Source organism: Micromonospora echinofusca (genome assembly GCF_017614955.1).
Classification (GTDB): Bacteria; Actinomycetota; Actinomycetes; order Mycobacteriales; family Micromonosporaceae; genus Micromonospora; species Micromonospora echinofusca_A.
The window spans coordinates 26,140-38,202 of record NZ_WVUH01000016.1 but is presented as its reverse complement, the minus strand read 5'-3'; the positions used below and the strand labels follow the sequence as shown (position 1 = coordinate 38,202).

Here is a 12,063-nt window from a genome sequence, read left to right as displayed (position 1 = left end):
GGCCGAGGCTGTCGGCGACGGCCGAGGCGTACCCGGCGGGGCTGCCGAACGTGCGGTCCGGGTGTTCGCCGCTCTCCCGCAGGTGGGTGGCGGCCTCGGCGACGACGTGCCGGACGGTCTCCGGGTCCAGGCCGCGCCGGCCCAGTTCCGCTGCGAACGCGTCCAGCCACTGCACACCGTTCACCTGTCGTCCCCCTTGCCGATGAGCGTGGTCACCCTGGTGCTGAACGTCTGCCAGTCGTGCCCGCCGTGCCGGAGGGACTGCCGCCCGGTCTCGGTGAGCCGGTAGTACTTCCGGGCCGGTCCGGCGTCGCCGGCCCGCCAGTCGGCGACGATCAGGCCGGTGCGTTGCAGGCGCAGCAGTACCGGGTAGAGCGTGCCGCCCTGGATCGGGCCGATGCCGGCCGCGTCGAGGGCCTGGGCGAGCTGGTAGCCGTAGGACTCCTGCTCGTCGAGCAGGGCCAGTACGCAGAGGTCGAGCACGCCGCGCAGCCACTGGCTGCGCCGGTCCGTCTCCATGCCGGGGACGATAGCGGAGCCAGCTAGCTGGTTCAACTAGCTAGCTGGTTCAACTACCTAGCGGGTGGCCCCCACCAGGTCGACGTCGGCCACTACGACCGTCACGTTGTCCGGCGCGCCGGCCTGGTGGGCCAGCTTGACCAGCTGCTCCACGCACTGCTGCCGGTCCGGGTAGCTGGCCAGGGCGGTACCGATCGCAAGATCCTCGACGTAGTCGGAGAGCCCGTCACTGCACAGCAGCAGCCGGTCACCGGGTACGACGGCGAGCACCCCGATCGCGGGCGGCCGGTCCTCCCCCTGCACCGCCTGGGTGATCAGGGACCGCTGCGGATGCCGGCGGGCCTCCTCCAGGGTGAGCGCGCCCTGGTCGACCAGCGCCTGCACGAAGGTGTCGTCCCGGGTGAGCTGCCGCAGCACCCCCTGCCGGAGCAGGTAGCAGCGGGAGTCACCGACCTGCGCGATGGTCAGCCGGTCGGCGGCGAGCAACCCGGCGGTGAGGGTGGTACCCATGCCCTCCCGGGCCGGGTCGGAGCCGATCGCGGCCCGGATCCGTTGGTTGGCCACACTGATCGCGGCGCGGAGCACGGCGGGCGCGTCCTCCGGCGTACCGGGCAGCGGCAGGTCGTGCAGGATCCGGATGACGATCTCGCTGGCCACCTCGCCGGCCGGCAGCCCGCCCATCCCGTCCGCCACCGCGACCAACCGTTCGCCGGCCAGGGCGGTGTCCTCGTTGTTGGCCCGGACCAGGCCGGCGTCGCTGAGTATGGCGGTACGGAGGATCAGGGTCATGCATATCAGCTTGCCAAGAACACCATGCGTTCGTCTCTACGCACTAGTGCGTAGAGTTGTCCCATGATGCCGGTGTCCATGGTCGGTCGGCACGGTGAACTTGCCGAGCTGCGCCGGGCCTGGCGGCGGGTCACCCACAGCCGGCGTTCCGTCCCCCGGACGGCGGTCATCACCGGAGCCGCCGGGGTGGGCAAGAGTCTGCTGGTCGCGGCGGGTCTCGACGGCTTCTCACCGCGACCGCCGATCGTGCTCTCCGGTGCCGCCCGGGTGCACGAGCCCGCCCCGTACGACTGGCTCGCCGCCGTACTGAGCTGCCGGGACACCCACGAACTGCCGCTGCCCGCCGACGCGCTGGCCTGGCTCGCCCAGCAACCCAACGCCCCCCGGGAGCGGTACGCGCCGGGCGCCCTGCTGCGACTGGCGGTGCGCGCGGTGCGGCTGCTCGTCGGTACCGGTCCGGCGGTCGTGGTCGTCGAGGACCTGCACGCCCTCGACCCGGCCAGCCTCAACCTGGTCGGCGAGCTGGCCGCCGCCCCGGACCTGCCGGTGCTCATCGTCGTGGCGAGCCGGCCGCCCTCCGCCGCGGTCGATCCGCACCTGACCGCCCGGACACTCGCCCGGCTCTCCGGTGCCCCGGGGGCCGTCCGGCAGCATCTGGGGCCGCTGTCCCGGACCGAGGTCGCCGAGGTGCTGGCCCAGGTGTACGAGAGCCGGATGCCCCCGCCCCGGGTGGTCGACGTGGTGTGGCAGCGGACCGGGGGCAACCCGTACTGGCTGACCGAGCTGCTGGCCGCGCACTCCGGGCAGCCGCCGGAGGCGCTGGCCCGCCGGCCGTTGCCGGACCATCTGCACCTGCCCGCCGCCCGTACGGCGCCCCCCGCGCGGGCGACCGACGGTGACGTCACGGAGCCGGGCCCCGTGCCGGCGGTCGGGCGCATGGCCGACGGGCCCGGCGCGGGAGCCGGGGTCGCGGAGGCCGAACTCACCGGCCGGGAGATCGAGGTGCTGGGCTGCCTCGCCGCCGGCATGTCCAACAAGCAGGTGGCCCGGTCGCTCGGCATCTCCGTCCGGACGGTCACCGTGCACGTCTCCAACCTGCTGCGCAAGACCGGCTCGGCGTCCCGCACCGAGGCTGCGCTCTGGGCGGTGCAGCGGCGGCTGCCGGTACCCGCGCCCCGTCCCTGACCCGACATCGGGCGTCCGTTTTCACCGACACCGGGGAAGTGCGTCCCGGCACGCCCGGTCCCCTTTCTGCCCGCTTGACGCGTACGCCATCATTGGCTGATAAGACGCGGATCCTCAATGGTCGGACCTTCACCGGGTCCGGTCTCCCGGGAGCCTCGTTCACGTTTCTCCGACAGCTCCTCGTATTCGGCAGCTTCCGGCGCCCGGCACCGGTGAACACGAATCGGCTGGTGGAGCGGGCGGTGAATGGCGGATGGTGGTGCAGGACAGATGAGGATTCAGCCTCGTCAACAGCTTCTGGAGATCTGGGCGGCCACCGTGCGGGCCTCCTGGCGCGACGACCGGTGGCACTGGGGTGGCCGGGACGGCTCCAATTCGATCAGCGACGCGGAGCAGCTGCTCTGCCTGCTGTTACCGGCGACCCGGGTGCCGACGTTCAAGATCGACAATCCGAACGAATCCGCATCCGAGATGATCCGTGTCCTGCGCCCGCTCGGCAACGCGACACAGATACCCCGGGTCCTGATCAGGGTGCTCACCGAGTATTTCACCAAGTACACCGACGAATCGGGGACACCGGTCTTTTCGGGCGGCAGCTATTTCGAGGTGCACCACACGGGTGCGTCCCCGACCGGTGACCAGAAGCGTCTCGACATCGTCGACTCATTCGCGATGTCGGTGACGTTGTCCCTGGCAACCGTCGGTTTTCTCAAGGTCTTCCGGAAGACGGTGACCCGTAGCGAGACCCACCAGGAGATCGACCGGCTGGAGCAGCTCGCCAGCCTCCGGCTGAGCGCCGCGATGGTCGGCCTGCTGCGCAGCTTCTCGGTCTACCCGTTCGACGCCGACTCGCCCGAGGGCCAGGCGCTGATCCGCACGGTCAACCAGGGGCAGCTACCCGAGCGGCAGGTCGTCGCCCAGTTGCGCAGCGCGCTCGAACAGACCATGGCGAGCTTCCGTGAGATCACCATCGGTTCCGCCCAGGTACTCGAACTGGACCCGACCGACCGGCTCTTCGAGTGTGGCTGGTCCTGGGGCGTGGTCAAGGACGCCCCTCCGATCGAGACCGGCGAACCGGTCGGCGAACAGCCGAAGGGTCTCGCGCAGGACGCCCCGTACCTCTACTTCACGGTCATCGCCCTGGACGCGATCGAGGATCTCTTCTCCGAACGGACCCGCATCCTGGGCCTGCTCAACGAGGAGCAGCAGCGACTGGCCCGTGCCCTGCAGCTGCGCTGGGAACTGACCCGGACGTACTGGGCCAAGGTGGCGACCTTCGGCGACGGCCCGCGCTGGCCCCTGGAGGACATCCCCTGGCGTACCACCGACCAGGAATCCTCGGACTACTTCACCCTGCTGGTCACCTCACTGGCCGTGAAGGGCCTGGTCAACGACCGGGGGTCGGACGCCGAACTGTCCCGGGTCGGTGCGGTGCTCAGCGAGCTGGCGAACCGGGCCCGGATCACCCGCCGGACCTACGAGCACGACCCGGCGCTGGACCTGCACAGTCCGGGCGTACGGATCCAACTGGTCGGCAGCGACCAGCTCGGCGGCCCGCAGCTCTCCTGGGTGGTCAGCGACTTCTCCGCACTCCTGCTGCAACGCGCGGCGGTCATCGCGCGGCTGCTCAGCGATGCCCGGCACCGGGACGACGTGCTCGACCTCGCCGACCGGGCCTGGGACCACCTGCTGCTCCGACGTCTCGCCGAGGGCCCCGGCCGGAGCCTGTGGGACCAGCCGGACCGGGTCTTCGACCAGGTCGACTTCCACTACACCGAACCCTCCTGGTATCACACCGAACGGGTGGTGCACGGGCTGGTCAACAGCGCCGACATCCTCGCCCGCCCACCGTTGCGCAGCGAACGGCTCGCCGCGATGGCGCGGGACCTGCTCAGCGAGGCCGAACACCTCTACGACATGGAACTGCTCAGCGGTACCGCCGAAGCCAACCCCCGACTCCGCGAGTCGATGTACAACGTCCGGGTCAGCCTGCGCCGGGGCCGGGAGATCATCCAGGACAAGCCCGGAGTGTCCATGGCGCTCGCCCTCGACGTGCTGCTCACCCTCGACGAGTTCGAGGCGGCCCGGCGTGACGTGACGGAGGCGGGCTGATGCTGATCTTCGCGACCTCCGACAAGGGTGGCACCGGCCGTTCGGTGACCAGCAGCAACGTGCTCTACCGCAGCGCGTTGCAGGGCAGCGACGTCTGCTACCTCGACTTCGACTTCGGTTCGCCGACCGCCGGGTCCATCTTCAACATCAACCATGCGCTGCGTGGCACCACCCGGGGTGGCCTGCACTCGTACCTCGACGGGGCACACGGCGAGCCGCAGCGGATCGACGTGTGGGCCGAGTCCGACCGGCCCAGCCTGCGGGACCGGCCACCCGGAGCGGGCCGGCTCGTGCTGCTGCCCGGGGACAGCGGCGGCGGCGAGTTCCCCACCACCCGGGAGAACATCGAACGGTGCGCCCGGCTCTTCCTCCGGCTGGAGGAGGAGTTCGACGTGACCCTCGTCGACCTCAGCGCCGGCCGGTCGTACGCCACCGAGATCGTGCTCGCGGCGACCGCCCGGGCGGAGCTGCGGTCGGTCCGCTGGCGCTGGCTGGTCTTCCACCGCTGGACCCGGCAGCACGTGCTCGCCGCCTCCGGGCTGGTGCACGGGCAGCGGGGCATCGTGGAGACCGGTATTAGGCACGGCCACGACAGGACCCGGCTGACCGAGTCGCTGCGGTTCGTCCGGACCGCCGTGGTCGACCCCGACTCGCCGGAGCTGGAGGGTCTCCAACCGGCCCAGCTCGCCTGGCTGCGGGCCTGCAACCAGGACCTGCTGGAGCTGGCCAGCCGGGAACGGGTCGGCCGTACGCTGGTGCTCGGCTCGGTCCCGCTGGACCCGGTGCTCCAGTGGCGGGAGCAGCTCATCTCGGACAACGACGTGTGGGCGCGGCGGATCGCCAACCGGGAGACGGTGGAGGCGTTCGACTCCCTGGCCAAGCGGATCGTCGACGACACGGCCTGGGAGACGCTGTGAACCGCCCGGGCGTGACCTTCGAGGAGACCACCGCCAGACGTACCGTCGAATCGGTTCCGCTGTCGCACCTCTCGATCGAGCTGGGGCACCTCTACATCGAGGAGTTCGCCGGGGGTGCCGAGCAACTGCGCCGGCACTTCGCCCGGATCGCGCCGTGGGTGGCCGCCGCCCGGCAGTCCTGTACCGCCCGGACCCCGGCCGGCCGGGCCCGGATCAGTACCTGCTTCCTGATCGACGACTACTTCACCAGGTTCAGCACCCCCGGCGAGGTGATGCGGCTGACCACCGAGGCCGCCCGGGACACCGGCCTGGTCATCGACTATTTCGCCCGGGAGTCGGGCTGCGCCCGGGCCGACGACATCCCCCTGGCCGAACTGGTGCTGACCCAGCTCGTCTCGGACCCGGTGCCGGAGACCACCGGGGACCGCCCACCCACCACCGAGACCGGTTGGCTCTGCAACGGCCGACGATCGCCGACCGTCGGGCCCGGCCAGGCGATGAGCGGGGACCGGACCTGGCTGCCCCCGGCCCAGAACGCGGTCAACCGGCACTCCATCTTCCTCGACGTGGAACTCTGGGACGAGGTGGACGGCACCCGCCGCTGGTCCTGCCCGTTCCTCGCCGCCGTCTGGCAACTGATGCGCCTCGGCCTGCTCCGCCACGACGGTGAACGGGTCACCAACCCGTACCAGCTCGACGACTGGCCGGACGACTGGGACGAGCTGCCCGCCGTGGTGAAACTCAACCCGCACGCCGCCCCGTTCAGCGCCTACCGGACGTTCTCCGTACTCGGGTCGCGGTTCCTGCCGGTGGAGCACGCGGTGCGGACCATCCTCAGCCAGGTCTCGGTCACCCCGGCGGTCCTCGACCAGGTGCACACCCGCAGCCGCGCCGAACACATCGACCTGCCGAAGGACCTCATCGAACGGATCGAGTACGCCTTCGTCCACGACTGAACGATCCCGACGGTTCACGGACCGAGATCCGGCAGGTGATCCGGGTCGGCCCCCGGCAACCAGGTCAACGCCTGCCCGGCGAGCCGCCGGAACCCCGGGTCGGGATCGTCGTGGGCCAGCCCGGCCAGGACCGACCGGGTTTCCTCGTCCGGGCCGAAGTGCAGGCCGAGCACGAGCACGGCCGTGCCGCGTACCGACCAGTCGGCGTCGACCAGCCGCTCGACGAAGAGCGTCCGGACCTCCGGATGGTCGGCCAGCCGCTCCCCGAGCACCCGGAGCACCTCCCGGCGTACCTGCACGTCGGCGTCGTCGGTGGCCCGCCGGATCAGCAGCTCCCGCACCGTCCGGTCGGCGCCGAACCACTCACCGAGCACGCGCAGCGCCACACAGCGCACCGGTACGTCGTCGCCGGTGGCCCGCTCCACCAGCATCCGGCACTGCTCCTGATCCGGGCCGACGGACCGGACCACGGCCACCGCCGCCTCCCGGACCACCTCCGGGTCCGGGTCGTCGCGTACCCGCTCCAGCAGCAACTGCCGGATCGTCGCGTCCACCTCGAACCGCTCGACCAGCAGGTGTACCGCCACCAGCCGGATCCGGGCGTTGCCCGGATCGCTCACCCGCCCGACCAGCAGCTCCCGGACCTGCCCGGTGGCGCCGTCCCGGTTGAGTACGGCGGTCGCCGCATGCGCGAAGACCGGGCCGTCGGCATCCTGCCGGGCCCGGTCCACCAGCAGCTCGTCCGAGTGCCCGACCTCGCCGGTGACCGCCCGGAGCGCCGCCAACCGGACCGTCGGGTCGGTGTCCACCCGGGCCCGGACGATCATCAGGCTCCGCATCGCGTCGTTGCCGGGTACGCACTCGGCGAGCGCCTCGACGGCGGCCAGCCGGATGTTGGCGGCCGGGTCGTCGGCGGCCAACCCGGTCAGCGCGGTCCGTACCGCCGGATCGAGGCCGACCCGGTCCACCAGCGACCGGACCGCGACCAGCCGGACCCCGGCGTCCGGGTCGGTCCGGGCCAGTCTGCTCAACGCGGCTCCGGCGCTCGGTTCGGTGCCGATCCGGTCGGCGAGCGCGACCGCGGCGAGCAGCCGGACATCCGCGTCGCCGTCCCGGTCGACCACCCCGACCAGGAGATCGACCAGCGAGGGATCCCGGTTGACCGAGCGCACCAGCAGTTTCAGCACCGCCCGGCGGACCGCCTCGTCCGCGTCGTGGTGCAGTCGCTTCACCAGCAGGTCCCGCAGCTCCACGGTGCCCCAGTCCTGGTCCAGCACACAGCGGCCCGCCGCCCGGACCACCCCGACGTCCCGGTCCGTCCGGACCCGGACCAGCAGCAGCTCCCGGACGGCCGGCTCGGCGGCGAAGCGCTCGCCGAGGACCCGTACCACGGCCCGGCGGAGCAGCCGGTCGGTGTCGTCACCGGTCCGCGCCAGCAGCAGGTCACGGACCGCCGGACCGGCGGAGAACCGCTCCACCAGCACCTGCGCCGCCGTCCGTACCACCGTCGGATCCCGGTCGGTACGCAGACAGTCCAGCAGGTCGTCGCGCAGCCCGTCGTCCCCCGGGTACCGCTCACCGAGCAGCCCGACGGCGGCCAGCCGGACGGCCGGGTGCTCGTCCACCCGGACCCGCTGGCGCAGCAGGTCGCGTACCCCGGGGCGGCTGTCGAAACGTTCGCCGAGCGCCTGGACGGCGGCCAACCGGACCTTGTGGTACCGGTCCGCGCCGGCCCGTTCCAGCAGCAGGTCACCCGCCCTCGGGTCGCCGCCGAAGTGCTCCCCGACCGCCTGCACCGCGGCCAGTCGTACCGCCGAGTAGTCCTCGTCCCGGGCCCGGCGGATCAGCCGGTCGCGGGTCCGGGTGGCGGCGGCCTCGTGGGCCGCGCTGTCGACGGCGGTCGTGGCGAGCTGGGCTACCTCGGCCAGCCCGGCCACCGAGGCGTACGCCGCCGGACTGTCCCGGATCGACCCGAGGACCTCGTCGAACAGGTCGTCGATCCGCTCGGCGGGCGTGGCGAGCAGGGCCGCCAGCCGGGCGGCGTGCGCCGAGGCCGGGCTCCAGACCAGCCGGGCACCCCGACGCCGGTACCAGGCCAGATAACTCTCCCGCCCCGGCCAGTTCGCGCCGATCGCCTTCGCCGCCGGCAGGATCTCCTCCTCGAACAGGGTGGCGGTCTCGGTGTCGTCGATCCCGACGCCGTGCTCCAGCAGCAGGATGATCTGACGCAGCAGAGCCCGGGCGGGACGCTCGACGGTGCTGACGTTGCGTACCTCGGCGAGGCACTGCACGGCCAGCGCGAGGTTCCACGGCGGCGGGGTGAACGGACCCGGCGGCCACGGCCGGTTGACCTCACCGGTCAGCAGCTCGATCAACTGGGCGCTGTACCGGGGGTGCAGGGCCCCGCAGAGCAGGCGCAGCACCTCCCGCCAGGAGTTGTCCCCCCAGTGCTCGCGGTACAGCTCCCGGAGCTCCTCGAAGGTGAGCACCTGGGCGTGCTGGAACCGGTTGAGCAGCGCCTCGGCGCAGAAGAACTCCAGGAAGGTGCGGTGCACGAAGCCGTAGACGTGCGGGCCGTACCGGCTGAGGATGAAGTTGCGCTCCCGGAACTGCCGGATCATCGCGAGGGCACCGGTCCGGGCGGCGGCCCGGTCCCGCTGGTACCGCTCGACCAGGTAGTTCTCGAAGACCTCCAGCAGTTCCTCGGTCGGGATGCAGTTGACCGCCAGCCCGCGTTCGGCGGACTGCATCCGGTGGGCCAGCCGGCGGAGCAGTTCCTTCTTGTCCTCGGTGTCGATGAAGTCCGGCCCCTGCTCCCGGTCGTGCAGGTGCCGGTTGACGTCCCACTGCTCCACCAGCACGGTGGCCGCGTGGTCGTAGAGCTTCCAGCGTTCCCGGGGGAGTGCCTGGTGCCGGCCGACGATCGCCAGGATGGTCAGCAGCAGCGGGTTGCCGGCCAGCTCCCGGATGGCCGGGGAGTGCAGGATCGCGTCCAGTAGCCGGGCCCGTTGCAGCCGGCCGTCCTCCGGCCGGTCCCGCATGGCCAGCCTGTACCAGTTGGCGAGGAACTCGTCCACCTGTGCGGGGGTCAGGTCCTGGAGGGTGTAGTGCCGGAACCCGGCCTCGGTGAGGACCCGCCGGGCGTAGCCGACGCTCCGCGAGGTGACGACGACCCGGACGTCGGGATGGTCACTGGCGAACCCGGCGATCTGACCGGTCACCTCCTCCCGGCGACGCCGGTCGAGGATCTCGTCGAGACCGTCGAAGATGAAGACCGCCCGCCCCCCGTCTTCGAGGTGCCGGAGCAGGTCGCCGCGTTCCACCCCGAGCCCGTCGGTGCCGGCCCGCTGGTCCAGGTAGTCGAGGAAACCCTGGGCCCGTCCCCCGGCCGCCCAGGCGACGTACGACCGGAGTTCCACCAGTAACGGCAGGTGGTCGTTGAGCGCCCCGAGCCGTTCGTCGGGGTGACCGGTGGCGAGGGAGAGCACCACGTACCGGGCGGCGGTGGACTTGCCCGCTCCCGGATCGCCGAGCAGCACCATGGTGCGCCGGTCCGGGGAACCGAGGACGTCGAAGAGGCGTTGCAACGGTTTCGCCCGGTGCGCCTCGCGCAGGTGGGCCAGGTCGGGTGGGTCCACGTTGGCCAGTGCCCCGTCGGTACGGGACCAGCCGGCGTACGGGGTGCGGAGCAGCCAGTCCCGGGGCAGCTCCACCAGCGGCGGGTCCTCGCGTACGGACGGCTCGACGAAGACCGAGGCGAGCTGGATCTGGAGGTAGTCCTCGGCCTGGGCCGGGGTGAGTGCGTCGGAGTCGAGTACCCCGTAGTGCAGGCGCAGCCGGGCGAGGTACCGGGTGAGGGTGTCCTGTCCGAGGGCCGGTGGTCCGGGGGCCGGCCGGGCCCGTTCGGCGAGACAGTTCGCCACCGCCGCGGTCACCAGGGTCGCCAGGTCCGCCGGGTCGGTGAACGGGCTGCACATGTGCCGGCCGGCCAGTTCCGCCCGGAGCCGTTCGATCCGATCGGCGTCGTCGTTCCGGTCGACGTGCCGGCGTGGCCAGGGGGCGTCCTCGTCGAGCAGGAAGATCAGGCAGGGTTTTTTGGTGGCCACCGCCTCCCGGTACTCCAGCTCGGTGATCGACTGGTCGTACCCGGTCGGGATGAAGCCGTACCGCCAGGCGAATATGCCGATGTAGATGTCACATTCACGGACGTCGGCGAGGCAGCGTTCCAGGGGACGGCGGTCCTCGGCGACGTAGGACTCCATGGCCACGTCCTCCACCCGTAGCCGGCGGAGGGCGAGCTGCACTGCGGCGCGGCATTCCTGGAGATCCCGGAAGGTCGCGGAAACGTAGACCTTGGTCACGGCGGCTCCCTTGCGGCGTGAGCGGCGCGTGTGGCCACCGTAGCAACGGAAAGCAAGAATTGTGGCCCCATGATCAGCGTGGACATTCCGGACCGCATCGGTTGTGGTGATTGCCGAATCGCCGATCGGAATTGGGGGCCGTTTCGGCTGCCCGGAGCGTCCCGCCGACCCGGCGGCGCGCCCATTGCGCCCGCAGACGATGATGGGATGCAATCAGCCGGTGCGTGGCGGCACCCGTCGAATGGGCGCCGCGACCGAAGATACCGACCACCGGGTTGCGGAGGTGCCATGCTGACCCTGGGCGAGGTCCACACCGGACTGCTGCAGAATTCGACCTCGCTCTCGCTGGAGCACACCACGCAACTGCTCGACCTGCTGGTGGGCGAGCGGGTCCGCCGGTCCGAGCGCCCGATCGCGTACGTCGTCTCACCGGACCAGCTCACCGGGGTGGACTGTCTCCTGCCGACCGGTACCGGCAGCCGGACCCGGGCGGTCGGGACCGTGGTGTCCCACGCCACCGTGACCGGCGGGCACGTCCTCCAGGGTTCGACGTACACCCTGGTCGGCCGGGCCGAGGTGAACCGCCGGCTGCCCTGGTCGCACTACCTCTCCCGGCCGGGTCGGCTGGAGACGATCGGCAAGGTGGACGCCCGGGACGTGGTACGCGGCTACCTCGCCACGGGCAGCCCGTCCCAGGTGCTCAACCTGGGCGCGATCTGCGCCCGACTCATCGACGCCGTGCAGGAGTCGACCCGGTTGGACCGTCGGCCGCCGTTCCGCAGCCGCCGTACCCGGCTGCGCTGGGCGGTACTCCCGTCGGACGACCCGGCCGCCGAGGCGCAGGGCACCTTCCGGGTGGAGTCCGAGACGTTGCGGACGCTGGAGTTGACCGTCGGGCACGACGACGTGGCGGCGGTCGTCGCCCTCTGCGAGGACCTGGCCCTGCACGACTGGCTGCTGACCACGTTGCTCACCCTGATGGAGGCCAGCCTGACCGCCCCCGGTACCCGCGCGCAGAAGGTGGAGCGGCTCCGACCGGCGATCGACTGTCTGCTGCACCTCTGGATGCCGGCGGCCCGGCTGGACGAGTCGGTGCTGCCGGTCTGGCGTGCGTTGGAACGCCGCCCCGGCTTCACCCGGCAGTGGGAGTCGTCGGTCAACCGGATCCGGGACCAGGTGACCCTGAGCACCATCGCCCTGCTGGAGGCGTCGTTGAGTTGACCG

Annotated in this window: 8 protein-coding genes and 1 pseudogene; 5 read left to right on the top strand and 4 right to left on the bottom strand. The window is 71.6% G+C overall.

Annotated features, from left to right (window positions below; translation table 11 throughout):
• From GSF22_RS04030 to GSF22_RS04020, 3 genes and pseudogenes are all read right to left on the bottom strand, one after another.
• Window positions 1-184 (bottom strand): annotated as a pseudogene (locus tag GSF22_RS04030) (ATP-binding cassette domain-containing protein); the annotation flags it as partial.
• Window positions 181-519: a PadR family transcriptional regulator gene (locus GSF22_RS04025; RefSeq protein ID WP_208811362.1), complete on the bottom strand. Its 339-nt coding sequence runs from the start codon at window positions 517-519 to the stop codon at window positions 181-183. The gene GSF22_RS04025 and the pseudogene GSF22_RS04030, both read right to left, overlap by 4 nt.
• Before the next feature lie 57 nt (window positions 520-576).
• Entirely contained in the window at window positions 577-1,308 is a 732-nt protein-coding gene (locus GSF22_RS04020; protein WP_208811361.1) for a PP2C family protein-serine/threonine phosphatase, read from the bottom strand.
• 63 nt (window positions 1,309-1,371) lie between these two features.
• On the opposite strand from GSF22_RS04020, the gene GSF22_RS04015 reads away from it, so the two are divergent.
• From GSF22_RS04015 to GSF22_RS04000, 4 genes are all read left to right on the top strand, one after another.
• The gene (locus tag GSF22_RS04015) at window positions 1,372-2,493 is read left to right on the top strand and encodes a response regulator transcription factor (RefSeq protein ID WP_208811360.1); all 1,122 of its coding nucleotides are present in this window, start codon (window positions 1,372-1,374) and stop codon (window positions 2,491-2,493) included.
• A 270-nt stretch (window positions 2,494-2,763) separates the two neighbouring features.
• The gene (locus GSF22_RS04010) at window positions 2,764-4,605 is read left to right on the top strand and encodes an SCO2524 family protein (protein WP_208811359.1); all 1,842 of its coding nucleotides are present in this window, start codon (window positions 2,764-2,766) and stop codon (window positions 4,603-4,605) included.
• A complete protein-coding gene (locus GSF22_RS04005) occupies window positions 4,605-5,522 on the top strand; it encodes an SCO2523 family variant P-loop protein (RefSeq protein ID WP_208811358.1) in 918 nt (305 codons plus the stop codon). Before GSF22_RS04010 ends, GSF22_RS04005 begins: the two co-directional genes overlap by 1 nt.
• A complete protein-coding gene (locus GSF22_RS04000; protein WP_208811357.1) occupies window positions 5,519-6,478 on the top strand; it encodes an SCO2522 family protein in 960 nt (319 codons plus the stop codon). Before GSF22_RS04005 ends, GSF22_RS04000 begins: the two co-directional genes overlap by 4 nt.
• Window positions 6,479-6,492: 14 nt before the next feature.
• Here the strand turns inward: GSF22_RS04000 and GSF22_RS03995 are convergent, their stop codons facing one another.
• Window positions 6,493-10,839 (bottom strand): HEAT repeat domain-containing protein, encoded by a 4,347-nt coding sequence (locus GSF22_RS03995; protein WP_208811356.1) that lies wholly within the window; start codon window positions 10,837-10,839, stop codon window positions 6,493-6,495.
• A gap of 288 nt (window positions 10,840-11,127) precedes the next feature.
• On the opposite strand from GSF22_RS03995, the gene GSF22_RS03990 reads away from it, so the two are divergent.
• Window positions 11,128-12,060, top strand: coding sequence for an SCO2521 family protein (locus GSF22_RS03990; protein WP_208811355.1), 933 nt, complete (start codon window positions 11,128-11,130; stop codon window positions 12,058-12,060).
• Window positions 12,061-12,063: the final 3 nt, after the last annotated feature.